Here is a 19,406-nt window from a genome sequence, read left to right on the forward strand (position 1 = left end):
GTGTTGGTTCGGGGGGGCGCTTGCCTGGCGAGCGATGCGCGATCGTCAGGCAATACCTGGTCTTACATGAAGTTGTACTGGACGCCCAGACGCCAGCGCGCCTGGCGATCGGGGGACGTGGAGTCGACTTTTACGTCGCCGATTTCCATGAACGGCGCCCATTCCTTGGTGAGTTTGTATTTGACGATCAGGTTCTGTTCGTAATCGCTCTTCTTGTTGTCGTAGCGGATGTAGTCGGTCTTGAAATAGATGAACTGATATTCGTAGGCCCACTTGTTGGCAGGCGTATAGCCGAGCCAGCCTTCAAAGCGGTTGGTGGTCTGGTCATCCTTGATGTGGTCGGGCATGTCTTCATTGACCTGGTCACGATCCAGTTTCTTGGCGTCCAGGCGATAGCGCGTGGCGACGTAGAAGGCATCGTTGATTTTGTAGTTGTACTTGAGGCCGAACTTGTAAGTGGTCGAGTCCTTCGAGCTGTCCATCTGGAAGGCCGGGGTCAGCGTCGATTGCGCGCTGAGCTTGTAGTTGTAGCTGACTGTGAACTCATGGCCGTTGTTGACCATGTTGTCGTAGGCGACATCTTCACGGTCACCGGCCGTGCGGTATTTCATTTCCGCTTCAAAGCCCAGTCCACTGTCCAGGCGGTAGTTGAACTTGATTCGGTCAGCGTGGGCGCTGTCGTCCTCGGTGTACTGGTGGCGGTAGTTGATGCTGGCAGAGTCAGCGCTGACGCAGAAGGGCAGGCTGAGGGTCGCGACAGTAACGAGCGTGCGTAGGGTGGTGTTCATACGGTCTTCTTTTTTGTTTTTGTTAGGGTCGTTTGACGTGTACTACGAGCAGCATGGTGTTGCGTATGGATCTCATTTGTTGTGCCGATATACGTTATCGTACGACAAGACGACTCGTCTATGGGTTATTGCCAGTTTTGAAACATGTTGTTACACATGTGTCATGTGAACAGGGCTTTTAAGCAATGCGTGTTATTCCTTGGTTGTCTTTAAATACGGGCGTTTTGATTGGGTATTGAGGAAAAAGGCAGGGGATGTAGGTTATTTATTGGGTCTTTTCATGCGTTGTACGATGACATATGATCGACGACAACAGACGACACTCCTGTCACAAATCCAATAAGAAGGCTAAAGACGTCCATGAGAATCACAGCAGTCAACGTCCAGGTATTTGCCTACCCGACCCGCCGCGCAGTGGACAGCGCTGGCCACGCTCACCCAGGTGATGTCACCCAAGCCCAAATGGCTTTGCTGCGCATCCAGACCGAAGACGGCAGTGAAGGCTATGCCTTCGGTGCGCCAGAACTGATTCGTCCTTATGTGCTGGACGGTTTTGTACGCAAAGTGCTGGTCGGGCAGAACGCGTTTGATCGCGAGAAAATCTGGCACGACCTGGCGCACTGGCAGCGTGGCAGTGCCAGCCAGTTGACCGATCGTGCCTTGGCCTTGGTGGAACAAGCGTTATGGGACTGGGCGGGGCGCAAGCTTGGCGTGCCGGTACACAAGTTGATTGGCGGCTTTCGCGACAAGGTCCCGGCTTACGGCTCAACCATGTGCGGCGATGAGCTGCCCGGCGGGCTGGCGACGCCGGAAGACTACGGGCGTTTCGCTGAAACGCTGGTCAAGCGCGGCTACAAGGCGATCAAGTTGCACACCTGGATGCCGCCCGTGTCCTTCGCCCCAAGCCCGCGCATCGACATTAAAGCGTGCGCCGCCGTGCGCGAAGCGGTGGGGCCGGACATCGCCCTGATGCTCGATGGTTATCACTGGTACAGCCGTACCGATGCCCTCTACATCGGACGTGAGTTGGAAAAACTCGACTTTGCCTGGTTCGAAGAACCGATGATGGAAGAGTCTGCCGAGTCCTATGCCTGGCTGGCGGGCCAACTGGAGATCCCGGTACTGGGACCGGAAACCCTGTCGGGCAAACACTTGAGCCGGGCCAGCTGGGTCAAGAATGACGTCTGCGACATCCTGCGTGCCGGTGTGGCTGGTGTCGGTGGTATCGCACCGTGTCTGAAAGTCGCGCACATGGCCGAATCCTTCGGCATGGATTGCGAAATCCATGGCAATGGCGCGGCGAACCTGGCGGTGGTTGGGGCGATCAAGAATTGCACCTGGTATGAGCGTGGATTGCTGCATCCGTACCTGGATTACGACGAGGTGCCGGCGTACCTCAAGCGCCTTGTCGATCCGATGGACAACGATGGTTTTGTGCACCTGTCCGATTTGCCGGGCCTGGGTGAAGAGATCGATTTCGAGTTTATCGAGACCCATACGCTTAACAGCTTCTGACCTGTACACGGGCTGCCCGGTGCACGCCGGGCCGTCCGAGAGCCCTATAAATATAAGAAAGGCACTCTCGCTATGAACATTCTTCCTTCGCTGTGGGCGCGGGTATTGGCGGCCACCCTGGCGGTCGCCGTTTTACCTGTGGCTTATGCCAAGACGCCGGCCGATCAACTGATTGTCGGTATGAGCATGATTAACCTGCTGTCCCTCGACCCGGCGGCAGCCACCGGGCTGGATGTGTCGGAGATCAATGCCAATCTCTATGACATGTTGCTGGTGCAAGACGTCGCCCAGCCTGATCGCCTGCTGCCGGCCCTGGCTGAACGTTGGCAGGTCAGCGATGACCGCAAGACCCTGACCTTCACCCTGCGCACCGGCGTGCAGTTCCAGTCCGGTAACCCCTTGACTGCCGAAGACGTCGCCTGGTCGCTGCAACGGGTACTCAAGCTCAACCTGGCGTTGGCCTCGACCTGGAAGGCGTACGGTTTCAGTGCCGAGAACGTCGAGCGCTCTATGCGCGCCACGGATGCCAATACCTTTGTCATTGAGTTGCCACGGCCGACCGATCCGCTGCTGGTGCTCAACACCCTGGCGACCTCGCCAAGTGCGTTTATTCTCGACCGCAAGAAAGTCCTCGAACATCAGAAGAACAACGACATGGGCGCCGCCTGGCTGGTGACCCATGCGGCCGGCAGTGGGGCCTTCGTGCTCAATGACTGGCGTGCCAACGACGTGATTCTGATGAGCCGCTTCGACGGATACTGGGGTGGTCCGGCCAAACTCAAACGCATCGTCATGCGCAACATGACCGAGTCGCAGTCGTTGCGCTTGATGATCGAGCGCGGCGACCTGGATATCGCTAAAGGCATGTCCGCGCCGGATATCGAAGCCCTGCAAAAAAGCGACAAAGTGCGCACTCAAACCTTGCAGCGTGGCACGCTCTATTACGTAGCGCTGAGTGTGAAGCAACCGATGTTTGCCGACGCACGAGTGCGTAAGGCAGTGCGCTCCCTGATCGACTACCAAGGCATCAACCAGACCGTCATGCCGCACTACGGCGTGATCAATCAACGGCCGTTGCCACTGGGCCTTGCCGCACGCTTGCCCGATCCCGGTTATCGGCTGAATGTCGATGAAGCGAAAAAACTGTTAGCTGACGCGGGCTACCCCAACGGCTTCAAGACCACCATCCGCGTGCTGGCCGAGCCCCCCTTTATCAACATCGCTTCCAACTTGCAGTCGACGCTGGCTCAGGCCGGGATTGAGGCCAGCATCATCACGGGCACCGGTAACCAGATTTACGGTGCCATGCGTGAACGCAGCTTCGACATCATCGTCGGGCGCGGCGGTGGCGGGGCTGAGCGCCATCCCCACTCCAGTTTGCGCACCCTGGTGTACAACCCGGATAACCGCGACGAGGCCAAGTTGAGCAACTTCCAGGGCTGGCGCACCTCGTTCTACAACCCTGAGTTGAACCAATTGATCGAGAGCGCTGAAGTCGAGCCTGACGCCAACAAACAACTGGCCCAGTACCGGGAAATCCAGAAGCAACTCGATCAACAGGTGGGCGCGATTTTGCCGGTTTCGCAGATGACCGACACGGTGCTGATCTACGCCGACGTTGCCGACTTTCAAGGCCACACGGCAGCGACCACGCGCTACAAGGATGTCTACAAGAAGCGCTGAAAACCGCGCGGGGTGAGCCTCGCGTCTTGGCTACAGCGGTGACCGATTTATCAGGAGCTCACTATGTTTGTTATGACTGCCTCTGTCATGGGCGCTCGCGCTTCCAATACCGTCCGGCGCGCCAGTACGGTGCTGGTGACGTTGCTCGGCCTGTTGGCCCTGACCTTTGTCATCGGCCGGGTCATGCCGCTGGACCCGGTACTGGCGGTGGTCGGGCCGGACGCGGACAGTTCCACTTACGATCAGGTGTACCGGGCGATGGGGCTGGATAAACCGATCTGGACCCAGTTCGGCCTGTACCTCAATGACCTGCTCCATGGCGATTTCGGCAACGCGCTGTTGACCGGTCACCCGGTACTCGACGACATCCTGCGGGTATTTCCGGCGACCATAGAACTGGCCACCCTGGCCATCCTGTTTGGCGTGCTGATCGGTTTGCCGCTGGGCGTGTGCGCGGCCAGTAATCAGGGACGCCTTGGGGATCATGTGGCTCGGGTGATCACCTTGTTCGGTTACTCCACGCCGATTTTCTGGCTGGGCATGATGGGCCTGCTGGTGTTCTACGCCTGGCTCGGCTGGGCCGGTGGTGCCGGGCGGATTGATCTGGCGTATGACGGCATGGTGCCCGAGGTAACCGGCCTGTTGCTGATCGATTCGACTCTGGCGCGGGACTGGGAAGCCTTTGCCAGCGCTTTGCGCCACATCGTGTTGCCGGCGCTGATTCTCGGCCTGAACTCGGTGGCCTATATCAGCCGGATGACGCGCAGCTTCATGCTCGAACAGTTATCTCAGGAGTACATCATCACCGCCCGGGTCAAGGGACTGTCACGCCGCCAAGTGGTGTGGGGGCATGCCTTTCGCAACATCCTCGTGCAGTTGCTGACGGTCGTGGCGCTGGCCTATGGCTCGCTGCTCGAAGGCGCGGTGCTCATCGAGACGGTGTTTGCCTGGCCGGGTTTCGGCCAATACCTCACCAGCAGTTTGATGCTCGGCGATATGAACGCGGTGATGGGCTGTGTGTTGGTGATTGGACTGATCTTTGTCGCGCTCAACCTGATCAGCGATGCCTTGTACAAGGTGTTCGACCCACGCACCCGTTAATCCACAACGCTGCTGCAGTACCGATAAAACTATAAAAAGAAGGATCCTTGAATGAAGACTGCTTTTTCGAAACTGCACATAAGCCTGTTGGCGGCCGTTCTGGCCTTGGGGCCGATGACAATGGCCAATGCCAAGACCCCGGCTGATCAACTGATCGTCGGCATGAGCATGGTCAACCTGTTCTCGATTGATCCGGCCAACGCCCCCGGCCTGGATGCCTCCGGCGTCAACGCCAACCTTTACGACACATTGATCAAGCGTGATCAAGGCAACCCGGAAAAACACCTGCCGCAATTGGCCGAACGCTGGGAGATCAGCGAGGACGGCAAGCAGTTGACGTTCCACCTGCGCCAGGACGTGAAATTCCATTCTGGTCATCCGCTGACTGCCGAGGACGTGGCCTGGTCGCTGTACCGGGTGATGAAACTCAACTTCGGTCTGGCGACGACCTGGAAGGCTTACGGCTACAGCGTCGATAACATCCAGTCGCTGATCCGCGCCAGTGATGCCCACACGCTGATGATCGACTTGCCGCAAACCATGGATCCGCTGCTGTTGATCGACTCGTTGGCCATCTCACCCAGCGCCGTGGTGGTGGATCGCAAGACCGCCCTGACTCACGAGAAAAACGGTGACTTGGGCGCTGGCTGGCTGGTGACCAACGAAGCCGGCAGCGGTCCATTTATACTGACCAAATGGAGCGCCAACGACTCGCTGCTGCTGACCCGATTCGATGGCTACTGGGGCGGCGCGGCCAAACTCAAGCGCGTGGTGGTAAGGCACATGACCGAATCCCAGTCGCTGCGCCTGATGCTTGAACGCGGTGACCTTGACCTGGCTTACGGCATGGCGGCCCCAGACATTCGGGCCATCGACGGCTCGGAAAAAATCCAGGTGCAGTCGTTGCCGCGCGGCACGATGTACTACGTGGCGATGAGCATGAAGCAACCCGAGTTCGCCAAGCCCAAGGTGCGCGAAGCGGTGCGCAACCTGATCGACTACAAAGGCCTGGACGAACAGGTGATGCCGTATTACGGCAAGCTCAATCAACAACCGATGCAACTGAGCCTGGAAGCGCGCCTGCCGGATCCGGGCTATCACATGGACGTGCCCAAGGCGAAAAAACTGCTTGCCGAAGCCGGTTATCCCGAGGGTTTCAGCACCACGATTCGTACGTTGTCGGAGCCACCCTTCATCGACATCGCCGCGCGCCTGCAAGCGACGCTGGCCGAAGGCGGGATCAAGGCCAGTATCGTCACGGGCACCGGCAATCAGGTGTATGGCGCGATGCGTGCGCGCAACTTCGAGATCATCGTCGCACGGGGCGCCGAGCGGTATCCGCATCCGTATTTCAGCCTGCGGACGTTCGCCTACAACCCCAACAACAGCGATGACGCCGGCTTGCCGAACTTCCAGGGCTGGCGTGCCTCGTTCTTTAACCCGCAGCTCAACAGTTTGATCGACCAGGCCGGGGTCGAGCGCGACGGGGCGCAGCGGCTCAGCCTGTATCACCAGGCGCAGGAACTCTACGACCAGCAGGTCGGGCCGATCCTGATGATTTCGCAGATGACCGACACCGTGGTCAGCGCTGCCGACGTCAAGGGCTTCGCTGGCGATGATGCCGAGGCGACGCGTTACCTGGGCGTCTACAAGCAACGCTGAATGCGGCCGGACGTGTCTGCGGACGCGCCGGGTGATCCTGAATTCAACCCGAGAACATGCCAATGATTGCCAACATGTCTTCTACCGATTCCAACGCCAAGCGGCAGGTGGATCGCACCCCCGGGTCCAGCTTCGATGCCTTGTGCAAGAGCGGCCTGAAAGTGCTGCACCACCTGTTGCGTAACCCTATGACCCTGGCCGGGCTGCTGGTCGCGATGCTGTTGGTCGTGGTCGCGGTATTTGCCCCCTGGATCGCCACTCACGATCCAGTGGCACAGAACCTCGCCAACGCGCTACAGGCGCCCGGCGCCGTTCACTGGTTCGGCACCGATGAATACGGCCGGGATATCTTTAGCCGGTTGGTCTATGGCTCGCGTATCACCCTGTACATCATCACGCTGGTCACGGTGATAGTCGGTCCTATCGGGCTGTTTATCGGCACGGTTTCCGGCTATTACGGTGGTTTCGTGGACACGGTCTTCATGCGCTTGACCGACATCTTCATCTCTTTCCCCAGCCTGGTATTGGCGCTGGCGTTTATCGCGGCCCTTGGTCCTGGCCTCGAACACGCGGTGGTGGCGATTGCCTTGACTTCCTGGCCGCCGATTGCGCGGCTGGCACGGGCCGAAACCCTGTCGTTGCGCAAGGCGGATTTCGTCGTGGCGGTCGAGCTGCAAGGTGCTTCGACATCGCGAATTATTCTGCGGCACATCGTCCCGATGTGCATGTCGTCGGTGATTATCCGCCTGACCATGAACATGGCCGGGATCATCCTCACCGCCGCGGCGTTGGGCTTTCTCGGCCTGGGCGCCCAGGCACCGTCACCGGAGTGGGGCGCGATGATATCGACAGGCCGGCGCTACATGCTTGAGTGCTGGTGGCTGGTGGCTGTTCCAGGTGCGGCGATCATGCTGGTCAGCCTGGCTTTCAACCTGTTGGGCGACGGCCTGCGGGACATTCTTGATCCGCGCAGCGAGTAACTGGAGGCTGTATGTCTGCAATCAAATTGAACGTCGAAGGGCTCAATGTGCGCTTCGTCAATGGTCAGAAAGAAACCCACGCGGTACGGGATGTGTCCTTCACCCTGGGGCGCGAAAAACTGGCCATCGTTGGCGAGTCAGGTTCGGGCAAATCAACGGTGGGACGCAGCCTGCTCAAGTTGCACCCGGCCAGTACCCGAATCACCGCCAAGGCCATGCAGTTCGGTGAAGTCGATTTGCTGTCGGCCAGTGAAAAAGTCATGCAAAAGATTCGCGGACAGCGCATCTCGATGATCATGCAAGACCCCAAGTACTCGCTGAACCCGGTGGTCAAGGTCGGCGACCAGATTGCCGAGGCATACCTGGCTCACCATAAGGCCAGTCGCAGCGAGGCCCGTGAGCGGGTAATGGAAATGCTCGAAAAGGTGCATATCCGTGATCCGCAGCGAGTCTACAACCTGTATCCCCACGAGGTTTCCGGCGGCATGGGCCAGCGCATCATGATCGCAATGATGGTCATCACCCGGCCGCAAGTGATCATCGCCGATGAGCCGACCTCGGCCCTGGATGTCTCGGTGCGCCAACAAGTGCTAAGCGTGCTTGAAGAGTTGGTTGAACAGCAGGAAATGGGGCTGATTTTTGTCAGTCATGACCTCAACCTCGTGCGCAACTACTGTGACCGCGTGCTGGTGATGTACGCCGGGCGGGTGGTGGAATCACTGGCTGCCTGCGACCTGCAACACGCCCAACATCCCTATACCCGTGGCCTGCTGGCGGCATTGCCGAGCATGGACAATCGTCGCGAACGATTGCCGGTGCTGCAACGCGACCCGCTCTGGCTGACTTGCTGAGGAATTGACCATGCCCATGATCCAAGCACACGCGCTGAACCTGAGTTTCGGCGTTGGCCCGGCCCTCAATCAAGTGCTGCACGACGTCAGCCTCAGCGTTGCCGATGGTGAATCCTTTGGTTTGGTGGGGGAGTCCGGCTCGGGCAAAACCACCGTACTGCGCTGCCTGGCCGGGCAGTATCGGCACTGGAGCGGCGAGCTGAGCATTGCCGGCGTGCCGTTGCAGCACAAGATTCCGAAGGCGCATTTCCGGCAAGTGCAGATGGTTTTTCAGGACCCCTATGGTTCCTTGCATCCACGCCATACGGTCGACACTGCGCTGCGCGAGCCGCTGATCATTCACGGGGTAGCGGACAAGGACGACCGGATCAGCGAGATCCTGCTCAAGGTGGGTTTGAACGACAGTTACCGCTATCGCTATCCGCATCAGTTGTCCGGCGGTCAGCGCCAGCGAGTGGCGATTGCCCGAGCACTGATTCTTGAACCCAGGGTCTTGCTGCTGGATGAGCCGACATCGGCACTGGATGTTTCGGTGCAGGCGGAAATCCTCAACTTGCTGGCGGATCTGCGCCAGCGCGAGAAGCTCACGTATTTGATGGTGACCCACGATCTGGGTGTGGTGACGCACCTGTGTGATCGGGTGGCGGTGATGCAGCAGGGCAAGATCGTTGAACTGCTCGACAGTAAGGCACTCAATCAGGACCTGGCGACCCACGCCTATACAAGAATGCTGGTGCAGGCCAGCCGTGATTTCAGCCAAGAGTCCGAGCGCCAAATGGCAGTTTGAACAGACCGATTTGCGGAGAAACAACCATGCCCCATTGCCTCATCGATTGCCCCGTAACCCTGGCCCAGCGCGTCGGCGAGCAGACCCTGCTGGCCACCGTGCACGATGCTCTCGACGCCTTTGGCGTATTCAAACCGGGGGATATCAAGGTTCGACTCAACGGTTATGTCCATTACCGCTGCGGGGCTACCCAGGATGATTTCGTCCATGTGGCCCTATACCTGTTTGCCGGGCGCAGTGCCGAACAGCAACGCAGCTTGGCTTCGGCGGTGTTGGCCGCATTGCTGGGCCTGCTGCCAGACGTCGAAGCCTTGTCCATGGATGTACGGGAAATGCCAGGGGAGACGTTCGTCAATCGTAGTCAATACCTCGAAGAAGCCGGGCTATCAGCCTGAACCCGTGGGTTCAGACACCCTGGCTTGATGACTGGCAAAGACAAGGAAAACGACATGCCGTATCAACCTCCCGCTGTTGCTCTGCCCAAGCACTTTCTGGCGCGGTCACTGATCGCCACCCTGGCCGTGAGTTGCAGTCTGTCATCGTGGGCGCTGCAAGCACCGTCGAAACTGCAAGTGCCGACCCTGGCCTTTGATGATCAGCAGATCATCCTCGTCTGGGAAAAACCTGCCGATCACACCGACATCAAGGACTATCGGGTCTACGCCAACGGCGTCCTGCTGGGCAGCAGCAACGCCAACAATGACCGGGTATCGCCGGCCAAGCCCTATATCGACCGCTTCTACGAGCAGGACACCGCGAACTTCCACTACCGCATCGGCATTCACAGCTACACCGCCCAAGGTCTTAAACCCGACACCTCATACCGTTTCACCGTGCGTGCAGTGGGTGCCGATGGCAAGGAATCGGCTGACAGTCCGGCACTGGTGCAACGTACGACGAAGGTTGCGCCGGTGTTCGACGTGAAGAAGTACGGCGCCAAGGGTGACGGCAGCAGCCTCGATACCCTGGCCATCCAGAATGCTATCGAGGCCTGTACCGTTGGTTGCAAAGTGTTGTTGCCCAAGGGCATCTACAAAAGCGGCGCGCTTTATCTCAAAAGCAACATGACTTTGGAAATCGCCGAGGGCGCGACACTGCTGGGTTCTGAGCGCGCCGAAGACTATCCGCTGGCGGGTTACATTCAGTACCCCTATTCGAGCACGGTGCGCCCGGCCTCGCTGATCAACGCCTTGCCCCGCGATCCACGTCAACACCAGTCGTTCGAAAACATCCGTATCGTTGGCAAGGGCACCCTTGATGGTAATGGCTGGAAGCGGCGCACGGATATCGTCGATGAGCGTGGTCAGCCTTTGCCGTTCTACCTGCCCAGCGATAACAGGCGCTACCAGCAAGATGGCATTCTCGCCAAGGCGCAAGTCGAGCAAGCGGTGGCGCGTGGCATGAATGTCAAGGATGCCTACGGGCAGATGCGTTCTTCGCTGATCACCCTGCGTAATGTGAAAAACGTGTTCTACGGCGGTTTCACCGTGTTGAACCCGGCGTTCCACGGGATCATGAATCTGGAAACCGAAAACGTGGTGCTGGCCAATACCACGCACAAGACCTATGACGCCAACAACGGCGACGGCATCGAGTTCGCCAACAGCAAAGGCGCGATGGTCTTCAACAACTTCTTCGACACCGGCGATGACTGCGTCAATTTCGCGGCTGGCACCGGTGCCGATGCGGTGCATCAAAAGCCTCAGGAGGATGCGTGGATCTTCAACAACTACTTCCGCAAAGGTCATGGCATGGTGGTTGCCGGTAGCCACACAGGTGCCTGGATTCAGAACATTCTGGCCGAGGACAACGTCTCTGACGGCACCGATGCCGGTTTGCGAATGAAGAGTACTAACTTCATGGGCGGCGGGGCGCGGAACGTCACCTTCCGCGATTCGGCGATGCGCAATACCGTCAAACAGGCCTTCATATTCACCCTCGACTACAACGACCCGAACGCCAAACTGGATTACCTGCGTTCAACAGTCCCGGGGCAATTCCGGGATATCCGAGTCGCTGATGTGAGCGTCGAGAATGCGCAAGGCAAGGCGATCGAGGTCAAGGGCGATAGCCGGAGCAACGCCTATCATCAGGGCCTGGTGTTCGAACGCGTACGCTTCAGCGGCCCGGCCAAGGTGCAGATCGATGGGTTGAAGGACTCGCAGTTCGACAGCGTTGTATTCAGCGAGACGGGTGGGGGAAATTCATGGCAAGTGAGTAATAGCCAGGGTTTGTATTTCAACGCGGTGGACCCGACGCCGCCATAGTCGTTGCTTGCCTTTGAGCTGGATGGCGCATGCCCGTGAAGTCTTTGTTGCTCGAGGTATCAGCCTTAAACCGTAAGCGTGTAGCTTGGCGAGTTGGCTTTTGTTGGTGGAGTGCAGGTCGAAGAACTTGCGCGGAGAATAAGCCATGAAGTTAATCTCGGTGACGCCGAGTTCAAAGCTGGACTTCTAGCCGCCAAAATCGTCAATTGGCTATAGGTAGAATCCAATAGCGTTGCTTGGAATCACTCATTTTTTGCTCTTGATACACCCTGAAAACAAGTCCAGAATCAAGTCCATTCCTGCTTCAGGAATAACAGAAACCCCTTATATTTCAATGGGTCGGACGCTAGATGCGAGTCTCGTTTCCCGCTCCAATTATTATTCTGCAGGCTTCTATTGAGGTCTGCAGAAACTGAAAAAGAGGCTTCGGCCTCTTTTTTCGTTTCAGTAAATTCCACTCGAAAACACTACCAGCCACGATTTTTTAGTACATTTTTTAGTACATTAATCCGGCGCTTGGTAGATCACTTTTTCGTGATACTCGCCTCTCTGGAAACCGTACAAATCTCCTCCAACCAAACGAGACGGAGATTGTACGATGGCTCTCATCGATACTGCAGTCCGGCACGCCAAACCACGTACCAAGGATTACACCCTCCCTGACTACAACGGCCTCGCCCTTTTCGTGAATACGAAAGGCGCCAAGTGCTGGCACTTCCGCTTTTCCTGGGCGGATAAGCAACCCCGTATTTCTCTCGGTACCTATCCTGAAATTAGCTTACGAGATGCTCGTACTCTGCGTGATGCTGCGAGGGCACTGGTCGCCAGGGGCATCGATCCGCGTGTCCATCGGCGGCTGGTGCGTAATGCGAGGCGCCTGGCCACGGAAAAGTAAGGAGCCGGCGAACACACCTTCCGAGCCCGGCCGATAAGGGCGATTGTGTCCGCGTAATTTTAAGCGGACGCAATTACCCTTAATGTCAGGATCGCCATGCGTGAACGTAAGTCCTACACAAAATCCTTCAAGGCCCAAGTCGTCCACGAATGCGAGCAGCCCGGCGTTTCGGTGGCAGCCATCGCGATGAGTCACGGTATCAACGCTAATGTCGTGCGCCGTTGGCTACCGCTTTACCGTGATCAGCAGGCTGCCGCGCTACCAGCTTTTATCCCTTTGAAGGTCGAATCAAAACGAGTGGCTGAAGCGCCGGCGATTATTGAATTACCACTTGGCCAGCAAACGCTCACGGTAAAGTGGCCAACATCCGATCCCGAAGGGTGCGCCCGATTCATCCGTGGTTAGCCAATTTATTCCTGCACTATGCCTTTGATCGTTGGATGGACAGGACGCATCGCGGCGTGCCGTTTGAACGGTATGCCGACGATATTGTTATCCACTGCACAAGGATGAGCGAGGCTGTTCGAATCAGGGAGAGCCTGACGCGACGGATGAGTGAAGTGGGCCTGACCATCAACGAAGAAAAGTCGAAGATTGTCTACATCGACACATTCGAGCGGCACAATGTCGCGACGAGCTTCACCTTTCTCGGATATGACTTCAAGGTGCGAACCCTGAGGAACTCAAAGGGCGAACTCTTTCGTAAGTGCATGCCGGGAGCGTCGATGAAGGCGATGCGCAGGATGGTGGACACGATCAAACACTGGCGCATCCATCGATCCACGACGGATGACCTGAGGGATTTTTCTCGCAGGTACAATGCTGTGATTCGAGGATGGATCGAATACTACGGTAAATTCTGGTACAGAAACTTCAGCTATCGATTGTGGAGCGCGTTGCAATCGCGCCTGCTCAAATGGATGAAGAGCAAGTACCGAATCTCTATACGTCAAGCGGAGCATCGGCTGCGTCTTGTTCGAAGAGAGAATCCGGAGCTGTTCGCGCATTGGTATTTACTACGTGCATCGAATGTGTGATCAAGAGCCGTATGACGGGAGACTGTCACGTACGGTTCTGTGAGCAGCCGAGGGGTGAAATTCCCTTCGGCTGACTCGACTTGCAGGATCGCTGCGTAGCGGCAAACGGGCGGCAGCGATCATGAGTTTAATCCAGTCTGCACGGCTCAACGGGCATGACCCGTATGCTTATATGAAGGAGGTCCTCACACGCCTGCCAACGCAGCGGGCGAGTGAGATTTCCGAGTTGCTGCCGCATAGGTGGCAACCAGTCTAGTTGCGCAAGACGGGATGCCCGGAGGCATACTCTTCGACAGCGGCCCCTCACATTCTTCCGGCCACGATTCGAATCGAAGTGCCTCATTCAAAAGGCATAGTCGTGGTGAGTTGGCCGGCAGAAAATGCAGCGACATGCTCCGCTTTTCTGCGAGCCCGCTGGTTGGATTTGTAAATGCTGTCGCGCACGGGGGGCACGCCCAATTTGACGCAATCTATCCATTCCTGGGTCGACATGACTGCTGCAAAGCGCGATTGCAACACTACGCTGAAGACGCGATGGATATCTTCAGCACTCGCATAACCCGCTTGGTTCCGATACGACACGGTGCCGGATGCGTCATGTAAAAACTCAACGTTGGAACCGTTATGTAAGGCGTGGTTGATAGTGGACGCATTGCAGTTGTGGGTCATGTAGCCAACTACCGTAAGGGTATCGATACCGTTCTTCTCAAGCCATTGCGCCAGATCGGTCTCTGGATAGGCGCTGGGCAAGGTCTTACTCACAGAGTAGTCATGAGCACGCGCTGCCACTACCGGATGCAGTTGCCAGCCATCCGTATGGATGGCAAACAGCGGCGAGCCGGCCGGCGAAGTTTGTTGGACCACCATGATCGGAATTCCGGCGGCGCTTGCCACATCCATGGCGATGCCGATATTGGCAATGGTTTCCAGCGGGTTTGGGTACTCGATGGGCAGGTTCCCGGTGAAGTATTCGTTTTGTACATCGATCACGATCAAGGCGCGTTTTTGGATAGTAGGCATGGTCAGATTCCTGTGGGGTTTCTGGTCGCTCGCGAGTGGCTGCAACCCTTAGCCCGAATCTTAGAGAGATGCTATGCTCGCCGTTAGCGGCCCAAAGGACATCGCTCGATGATATTGGGCCAATATCTATCGATGCTCATTCCTCATTCCTCATTCCTCATTCCTCATTCCTCATTCCTCATTCCTCATCGACCATCCGCCTTATGCCATCCATAACCATTGCTGTTTTAGCGTTTAACGGAATCAGCCCTTTTCACTTGTCGGTGCCGTGCCTGGTATTTGAAAACCGTTCCTCGGCGGGATTACCGGCCTACCAACTACACATCTGCGCGGCAGAGCCTACTGTGGGAGGCGTACTGCGCACTAACACGGGCTTTGCCATCCAAACGGACCTGACCCTTGCCGATGCTGCGCAGGCCAATGTGCTGATCGTACCGTCCTGGCGTGACCCAGCCGAGGTACCACCCGAACCGATGTTGGATGCGGTGCGAGCTGCCCACGCGCGTGGGGCGACGGTAGTGGGGCTGTGCCTGGGGGCATTTGTGCTGGCTGAAGCCGGCTTGCTGGACGGCCGGCAAGCCACCACGCATTGGAGCAGCGTTGAGCGGTTCGCCGCTTTATACCCAAGGGTAACCTTGGTGCCGGACGTGTTGTATCTGGACGCGGATGACGGGCTAATCGTAACGTCCGCCGGAACCGCTGCGGCGCTGGATTGTTGCCTTCACCTGGTGCGCCGTTGGCATGGCGCTGAAGTTGCCAATCGCATAGCGAGGCGGTTGGTCGCCGCGCCACACCGGCAAGGCGGGCAGGCTCAGTACATTGAGCAGCCGCTGCATTATGCGCGCGGCGGCGACCGCCTTGGCGAGTTGCTCAACTGGGCTGTGGCAAATCTGAGCGTGCCACATTCCCTGGATACGCTGGCCGAACGCGTCGCGATGAGCCGTCGCAACTTTACCCGCCGATTTCGGGAATTGACGGGCACGACCGTTGGGCAATGGCTACTGGGGCAGCGCCTGGCCTACGCGCAAAGAATGCTGGAAACAACGCAAGAACCTATCGAGGTTATCGCGCAGCACGCGGGCTTCGGCAGCGCGGTATCACTGCGGCAGCACTTTAACCGGGTGTATCAGACTTCACCCAGCGCTTATCGGGCGTTGTTTGCACAGCGTTGAAAATGCGCTGGCGACTTTCATGGCATGCCTGGCGGGGCAGGGTGTAATGGTGGCCTTGAGTTTGATGAAACCTTGCCAGTTGGACTGTACCTCTACAGCCATCAGGTTCCGATCAGGGATATCTATCTCGAGGCCCGCGCGGTGCGCGAGGTCCTGGTCAGCCGGCACAACGAGAAATGGCCCCTTTCTATTCGCCTGGGCGGCGCCGGCAGCCGCTGGCTGCCCGTGCGCTCACGCCGCGAAGCCGCTACGCACCTGAGCGAGCCTCACCGCCTAGGACGCTTTGCCGAAGCGATCGGCATGGGGGGGCTTTGCCGTCGAGCTGTAAAGCGTTTCGCAGGCGCGAAAATTTTGCCATGGCAAAACCATGCGTGAGGGTTTGAGCGACGGCAGGCGGCGTTTTTCAAGGTAGTTGTCGCGTCAACCGTTCAGCTATGCCGCTCTTTTCTCAGTCTGCTGCTCCCGATCCGGGTTCAGTATCACCGGGCCTATCGGCTCCCAGTTACGCGTCTGACCTGACCAGCGTTCCGGGTTGTTCTCCTTGGCCCGTTCGTACAGTTCATGTCGCCGCGCCAGGATCTGATGATCCAGTCCTCGATGTCGCTCCGTTGGTGTCACGAAGCGGATCCGGCTATGCCGGTGCTCGTTGTTATATGACTTCAGCCCGAGCCGTGCCGGAGAGCATGCGCGTAACTTCCTCGGTTCCTGGAATGGCAAGCTGGTGTGCGACGACTTCGCTGGCTACAAAGCCGGCTTCGAGAAAGGCATGATTGAAATTGGTTGTATGGCTCATGCCCGACGCAAGTTTTTCGATCTGCACATGGCGAATAAAAGCCAGTTGGCAGAACAGGCACTGCACTCGATTGGCGGCTTGTACGAAGTTGCCGACGCAGCGGGCGAGTGAGATTGATCAACTGCTGCCGCATCAGTGGGTATCTGCCTGAGTTACACAAGACCTGATGTCCGTAGACTTACACTACGCCGTCTGCCAAAAGCACTCACTCTAGGATTCTGGCTTGTCAGATCGCTGCAATATTGCTAGTGTCGATCTATGACTAACTATTGCCTCACCTCGACTACCACCACCACGACCGCTGAAAGCGGAGCGTGCGAGGTGTCGTGAGCCAATAGCAGACGAACTTCAAAGGCCCGCCAGCGATGGACAGGGCCTTTTTTATGCCCTTGTGTCGCTGGCTCAAACGCAAGGAGATGCACCCATGTACGCCCTGTTGATACTCGATATCCAAGTCGGGCTTGTTCACGGCCCGGAAAAACTATGGCGCTGCGAAGAGTTGTTGGAAACAGTGAATACGCTGATGGACAAGGCACGCAGCGCTGGTGCTCCAATTTTTCTCTCGCGCCACATCGGGCCCGCTGGATCTCCAATCGAACCAGGCAGCCCGTTGACGATGGTTGCGCAGGAACTGAAGCTTCTGGGTGGAGAGGTGGTATTCGAAAAGCGGCGGCCTAACGCCTTCGAAATGACCGACCTGGCGGACAATTTGCGGTCTCGCGGGGCTACCGGTGTGGTAATCACTGGCATGAAAACTCAATACTGCGTCGACAGCACCTGCCGTGCTGCTCGTGATCTTGGCTTCGATGCGGTACTTGTCGCCGAAGGTCATACCTGTTCAGACACGCCAGTGATGAAAGCTAAGGACATCGTTGCTCATCACAATGCAACTCTTGACGGGCCGTTCTGCCAGCTAGTTCGGGCTGAGGAGTGGAGCTTCTAGCAGAGCCCGGAACTACGGGAATACACATGACTTGCCGTAAGCACTGGCACCATGTGACATTCCCGTACTTTAAATGGGACGTTATGGGTCTGCTGTATATCAAAGATACGAACACCGTCGCATCTGGTGATAGGCCGCAAGATGTATTGCCGGAACGCTTACGGTGAGTAACGAGCTTCTCCATCACCAATCCAATGAATGTTGATACCGCCAACGGCAAATGTTGCCGACTGGGGTAAAGCACATGCAGGCCGTAACCCGTGCGATGGTAATCCGGCACCGGAGGAATTAGGGAATTAGGGGACAGGAATTAGGGGGCAGACCACGTTTTTTGCTTACCCATCAAAAAAGAATCGTAGTCTGTCCCCTAATTCCCCTGGCCTCAACGGTACGGTCGGATTAGCGAGCGGGTGCAACGCCAGTAGGAAGCGGCACAATAGGCTGCGACAACCTCGCGAGCCCGGCCTCCTACTCCCGACCCCCACAAGGATTAACCAACTGCAATACCTGCGTCCTTGTCGCATAGGGAATGGCAGTGTTAGCAATATAACCCCCGCCATAATTGTACCGCCCGGTGTTCTCCACGAAGTTACCTTGGGGGCCGACGAAGGTTTTTTTGCCCTGCGTCATTGCATCCAGCATGAGTTTCTTCTTCAGTAAGTCCGGTTTTGCGTCGGGGGTAATCGGCCATATTTGCAGGGCGTAGTCTTTGGTAAACATGTAGAAGTTCGGCGCTGTGTCGACGGATGCCTGTGCGTGGGCGCACATGACTTCGCTTGCCTGGGGCTGGAAGACCGGCCTGTAGTGCTTATTGCTGTAACTGGCAAGAATCAGCTTTGTGCGGGTCTGCACGGCCAGTGCATCCTGCAACTGACAGGGTGTTATGTCACCGTAGGGGTTGGCGCACCACAACACCTGGGTCATCGTGACAACATCGTCTGGTTTCACCGCTAGGTCTTTCTGAATGGCCGCACGATCCTCGGGCTTTTCGTAGGGAATGCCGGCGCACCCGGCGAGTAACGCAGGGGGGAGCAAGACGGCTAAGAGCAGGCGCATTTGGGACTTCCTTGTGAGAAAAATATTTGGAGCGCGGCAGGATAGTCACGCGTGATTAGCCGGGCAAGCGCAGCTGAACTATCCAGCGTTTACTTTCGATGTCAGATTTCTGGTTCATATTTTTCCCCCAGTGATTAAATCGCAGTATCGATTCAAGATTAAGATCCATCCGTATCAGAAACGGACCTTGAAGGTAGGCGAATCAACCGGTCGTGAATCACGCCGGTCGTAGAGTTGGGTGATGCTCGCACGAACATCATCAGTCAAATCGGCGTTCTTGTTTCTGTGTTTCCCGGGATTCCGTGAAGAACCAAAAAATAACCCAGTTGGGTAACTGGGTTGTTGCCAGGGCTTTGATTGCCCGGGGGATTGATCCGCGTGCTCACCGCTCAATACCACGCGCCTGTGGCCAGTACGCCTCCATTCTTTATGTAGCATGCCTGTCCTTCTGCAATACAGCGCAACGGATCATCTATGGTGGCGGTAACCTTCGCTAGGCGCTAGTGCGCCACAGCCCATGCTGGCTTGTTCGTAGAGTGCAAACAACAGAGGTTTTGGATCGGGCGTCATGGCTCCTGAAAAAATTGAAGGGGCGTTTCCGTATCGACTCCAGCGAATAGAATTAAACGAACCGGCGCCCGTGCCCTCACTTCGGCGGGTGGGCGGGCGGTGCAAGCGGTCGTGGTAGCGACCACCTCACCAGACCGCATCTGCCCGGCGGTGGCGCCGGAAGTGGCGTCGGCACTGGGCCTCGGCATCAGCCTTGGCGTGGCCGACCTGAGCCAGCCCTCGACTAACCACGCCGACCTGATCACCTGAGCGGACCATGCTCTGGATGCTTCGAAGAACACCGGGC

Annotated in this window: 19 protein-coding genes and 4 pseudogenes; 18 read left to right on the plus strand and 5 right to left on the minus strand. The window is 57.4% G+C overall.

Features of this window, described 5'->3' with window-relative positions:
- Window positions 1-62: 62 nt before the first annotated feature.
- Window positions 63-788 carry an oligogalacturonate-specific porin KdgM family protein gene (locus ACZ9BB_RS07710; RefSeq protein ID WP_454186297.1) on the minus strand — a complete coding sequence of 242 codons (726 nt, stop codon included), beginning with the start codon at window positions 786-788 and terminating at the stop codon, window positions 63-65.
- Between the two features lie 360 nt (window positions 789-1,148).
- Here ACZ9BB_RS07710 and ACZ9BB_RS07715 point away from each other — a divergent pair, with 360 nt between their 5' ends.
- The 13 genes and pseudogenes from ACZ9BB_RS07715 to ACZ9BB_RS07775 form a co-directional block, all read left to right on the plus strand.
- Window positions 1,149-2,303: a mandelate racemase family protein gene (locus tag ACZ9BB_RS07715; RefSeq protein ID WP_008006402.1), complete on the plus strand. Its 1,155-nt coding sequence runs from the start codon at window positions 1,149-1,151 to the stop codon at window positions 2,301-2,303.
- Between the two features lie 72 nt (window positions 2,304-2,375).
- Window positions 2,376-3,986 (plus strand): ABC transporter substrate-binding protein, encoded by a 1,611-nt coding sequence (locus ACZ9BB_RS07720; RefSeq protein ID WP_476213233.1) that lies wholly within the window; start codon window positions 2,376-2,378, stop codon window positions 3,984-3,986.
- 87 nt (window positions 3,987-4,073) lie between these two features.
- On the plus strand, window positions 4,074-5,087 hold the full coding sequence (locus ACZ9BB_RS07725) for an ABC transporter permease (RefSeq protein WP_454188788.1): 1,014 nt from the start codon (window positions 4,074-4,076) through the stop codon (window positions 5,085-5,087).
- A 51-nt stretch (window positions 5,088-5,138) separates the two neighbouring features.
- Window positions 5,139-6,749, plus strand: a complete 1,611-nt coding sequence (locus tag ACZ9BB_RS07730) for an ABC transporter substrate-binding protein (protein WP_476213234.1) — start codon at window positions 5,139-5,141, stop codon at window positions 6,747-6,749.
- Between the two features lie 62 nt (window positions 6,750-6,811).
- Window positions 6,812-7,729 carry an ABC transporter permease gene (locus ACZ9BB_RS07735; protein WP_476213235.1) on the plus strand — a complete coding sequence of 306 codons (918 nt, stop codon included), beginning with the start codon at window positions 6,812-6,814 and terminating at the stop codon, window positions 7,727-7,729.
- 11 nt (window positions 7,730-7,740) lie between these two features.
- Window positions 7,741-8,580, plus strand: coding sequence for an ABC transporter ATP-binding protein (locus ACZ9BB_RS07740; protein ID WP_476213236.1), 840 nt, complete (start codon window positions 7,741-7,743; stop codon window positions 8,578-8,580).
- A gap of 10 nt (window positions 8,581-8,590) precedes the next feature.
- Entirely contained in the window at window positions 8,591-9,367 is a 777-nt protein-coding gene (locus ACZ9BB_RS07745) for an ABC transporter ATP-binding protein (protein WP_008006396.1), read from the plus strand.
- Between the two features lie 26 nt (window positions 9,368-9,393).
- On the plus strand, window positions 9,394-9,762 hold the full coding sequence (locus ACZ9BB_RS07750) for a 5-carboxymethyl-2-hydroxymuconate Delta-isomerase (protein WP_476213237.1): 369 nt from the start codon (window positions 9,394-9,396) through the stop codon (window positions 9,760-9,762).
- A 54-nt stretch (window positions 9,763-9,816) separates the two neighbouring features.
- Window positions 9,817-11,634 carry a glycosyl hydrolase family 28 protein gene (locus ACZ9BB_RS07755; RefSeq protein ID WP_476213238.1) on the plus strand — a complete coding sequence of 606 codons (1,818 nt, stop codon included), beginning with the start codon at window positions 9,817-9,819 and terminating at the stop codon, window positions 11,632-11,634.
- A 598-nt stretch (window positions 11,635-12,232) separates the two neighbouring features.
- The gene (locus ACZ9BB_RS07760; RefSeq protein WP_476213239.1) at window positions 12,233-12,529 is read left to right on the plus strand and encodes an Arm DNA-binding domain-containing protein; all 297 of its coding nucleotides are present in this window, start codon (window positions 12,233-12,235) and stop codon (window positions 12,527-12,529) included.
- Between the two features lie 96 nt (window positions 12,530-12,625).
- Window positions 12,626-12,934, plus strand: coding sequence for an IS66-like element accessory protein TnpA (tnpA, locus tag ACZ9BB_RS07765; RefSeq protein WP_476213240.1), 309 nt, complete (start codon window positions 12,626-12,628; stop codon window positions 12,932-12,934).
- Complete coding sequence (locus tag ACZ9BB_RS07770; RefSeq protein WP_476213241.1) at window positions 12,910-13,566, plus strand: reverse transcriptase domain-containing protein; 657 nt, start codon at window positions 12,910-12,912, stop codon at window positions 13,564-13,566. Before tnpA ends, ACZ9BB_RS07770 begins: the two co-directional genes overlap by 25 nt.
- Window positions 13,567-13,648: 82 nt before the next feature.
- Window positions 13,649-13,822, plus strand: a pseudogene (locus tag ACZ9BB_RS07775) (transposase domain-containing protein); the annotation flags it as partial.
- Between the two features lie 83 nt (window positions 13,823-13,905).
- On the opposite strand, the gene ACZ9BB_RS07780 reads toward ACZ9BB_RS07775, so the two are convergent.
- The gene (locus ACZ9BB_RS07780) at window positions 13,906-14,586 is read right to left on the minus strand and encodes a cysteine hydrolase family protein (RefSeq protein WP_476213242.1); all 681 of its coding nucleotides are present in this window, start codon (window positions 14,584-14,586) and stop codon (window positions 13,906-13,908) included.
- Between the two features lie 203 nt (window positions 14,587-14,789).
- Here ACZ9BB_RS07780 and ACZ9BB_RS07785 point away from each other — a divergent pair, with 203 nt between their 5' ends.
- Together ACZ9BB_RS07785 and ACZ9BB_RS07790 are read left to right on the plus strand one after the other, a co-directional pair.
- Window positions 14,790-15,758, plus strand: a complete 969-nt coding sequence (locus ACZ9BB_RS07785; protein WP_476213243.1) for a GlxA family transcriptional regulator — start codon at window positions 14,790-14,792, stop codon at window positions 15,756-15,758.
- Between the two features lie 24 nt (window positions 15,759-15,782).
- Window positions 15,783-16,133 carry a hypothetical protein gene (locus ACZ9BB_RS07790; RefSeq protein WP_476213244.1) on the plus strand — a complete coding sequence of 117 codons (351 nt, stop codon included), beginning with the start codon at window positions 15,783-15,785 and terminating at the stop codon, window positions 16,131-16,133.
- Between the two features lie 57 nt (window positions 16,134-16,190).
- Here the strand turns inward: ACZ9BB_RS07790 and ACZ9BB_RS07795 are convergent.
- A pseudogene (locus ACZ9BB_RS07795) lies at window positions 16,191-16,421 on the minus strand (IS3 family transposase); the annotation flags it as partial.
- On the opposite strand from ACZ9BB_RS07795, the pseudogene ACZ9BB_RS07800 reads away from it, so the two are divergent.
- Together ACZ9BB_RS07800 and ACZ9BB_RS07805 are read left to right on the plus strand one after the other, a co-directional pair.
- Window positions 16,402-16,641 (plus strand): annotated as a pseudogene (locus ACZ9BB_RS07800) (IS66 family transposase); the annotation flags it as partial. The pseudogenes ACZ9BB_RS07795 and ACZ9BB_RS07800 overlap by 20 nt on opposite strands.
- 334 nt (window positions 16,642-16,975) lie before the next feature.
- Window positions 16,976-17,494 (plus strand): cysteine hydrolase family protein, encoded by a 519-nt coding sequence (locus ACZ9BB_RS07805; RefSeq protein WP_339547225.1) that lies wholly within the window; start codon window positions 16,976-16,978, stop codon window positions 17,492-17,494.
- 172 nt (window positions 17,495-17,666) lie between these two features.
- Here ACZ9BB_RS07805 and ACZ9BB_RS07810 read toward each other — a convergent pair.
- Together ACZ9BB_RS07810 and ACZ9BB_RS07815 are read right to left on the minus strand one after the other, a co-directional pair.
- A pseudogene (locus ACZ9BB_RS07810) lies at window positions 17,667-17,765 on the minus strand (LysR family transcriptional regulator); the annotation flags it as partial.
- A gap of 197 nt (window positions 17,766-17,962) precedes the next feature.
- Window positions 17,963-18,550 (minus strand): hypothetical protein, encoded by a 588-nt coding sequence (locus ACZ9BB_RS07815; RefSeq protein ID WP_476213245.1) that lies wholly within the window; start codon window positions 18,548-18,550, stop codon window positions 17,963-17,965.
- 669 nt (window positions 18,551-19,219) lie between these two features.
- Here ACZ9BB_RS07815 and ACZ9BB_RS07820 point away from each other — a divergent pair.
- The gene (locus tag ACZ9BB_RS07820; RefSeq protein WP_476213246.1) at window positions 19,220-19,369 is read left to right on the plus strand and encodes a hypothetical protein; all 150 of its coding nucleotides are present in this window, start codon (window positions 19,220-19,222) and stop codon (window positions 19,367-19,369) included.
- Window positions 19,370-19,406: the final 37 nt, after the last annotated feature.

The organism is Pseudomonas sp. TE3552 (assembly GCF_056278945.1).

Bases quoted from the DNA above. Each gene is read 5' to 3' on its own strand.
- ACZ9BB_RS07710 (WP_454186297.1), bottom strand. From the start codon at position 788: ATGAACACCACCCTACGCACGCTCGTTACTGTCGCGACCCTCAGCCTG.
- ACZ9BB_RS07715 (WP_008006402.1), top strand. From the start codon at position 1,149: ATGAGAATCACAGCAGTCAACGTCCAGGTATTTGCCTACCCGACCCGC.
- ACZ9BB_RS07720 (WP_476213233.1), top strand. From the start codon at position 2,376: ATGAACATTCTTCCTTCGCTGTGGGCGCGGGTATTGGCGGCCACCCTG.
- ACZ9BB_RS07725 (WP_454188788.1), top strand. From the start codon at position 4,074: ATGGGCGCTCGCGCTTCCAATACCGTCCGGCGCGCCAGTACGGTGCTG.
- ACZ9BB_RS07730 (WP_476213234.1), top strand. From the start codon at position 5,139: ATGAAGACTGCTTTTTCGAAACTGCACATAAGCCTGTTGGCGGCCGTT.
- ACZ9BB_RS07735 (WP_476213235.1), top strand. From the start codon at position 6,812: ATGATTGCCAACATGTCTTCTACCGATTCCAACGCCAAGCGGCAGGTG.
- ACZ9BB_RS07740 (WP_476213236.1), top strand. From the start codon at position 7,741: ATGTCTGCAATCAAATTGAACGTCGAAGGGCTCAATGTGCGCTTCGTC.
- ACZ9BB_RS07745 (WP_008006396.1), top strand. From the start codon at position 8,591: ATGCCCATGATCCAAGCACACGCGCTGAACCTGAGTTTCGGCGTTGGC.
- ACZ9BB_RS07750 (WP_476213237.1), top strand. From the start codon at position 9,394: ATGCCCCATTGCCTCATCGATTGCCCCGTAACCCTGGCCCAGCGCGTC.
- ACZ9BB_RS07755 (WP_476213238.1), top strand. From the start codon at position 9,817: ATGCCGTATCAACCTCCCGCTGTTGCTCTGCCCAAGCACTTTCTGGCG.
- ACZ9BB_RS07760 (WP_476213239.1), top strand. From the start codon at position 12,233: ATGGCTCTCATCGATACTGCAGTCCGGCACGCCAAACCACGTACCAAG.
- tnpA (WP_476213240.1), top strand. From the start codon at position 12,626: ATGCGTGAACGTAAGTCCTACACAAAATCCTTCAAGGCCCAAGTCGTC.
- ACZ9BB_RS07780 (WP_476213242.1), bottom strand. From the start codon at position 14,586: ATGCCTACTATCCAAAAACGCGCCTTGATCGTGATCGATGTACAAAAC.
- ACZ9BB_RS07785 (WP_476213243.1), top strand. From the start codon at position 14,790: ATGCCATCCATAACCATTGCTGTTTTAGCGTTTAACGGAATCAGCCCT.
- ACZ9BB_RS07790 (WP_476213244.1), top strand. From the start codon at position 15,783: ATGCCTGGCGGGGCAGGGTGTAATGGTGGCCTTGAGTTTGATGAAACC.
- ACZ9BB_RS07805 (WP_339547225.1), top strand. From the start codon at position 16,976: ATGTACGCCCTGTTGATACTCGATATCCAAGTCGGGCTTGTTCACGGC.
- ACZ9BB_RS07815 (WP_476213245.1), bottom strand. From the start codon at position 18,550: ATGCGCCTGCTCTTAGCCGTCTTGCTCCCCCCTGCGTTACTCGCCGGG.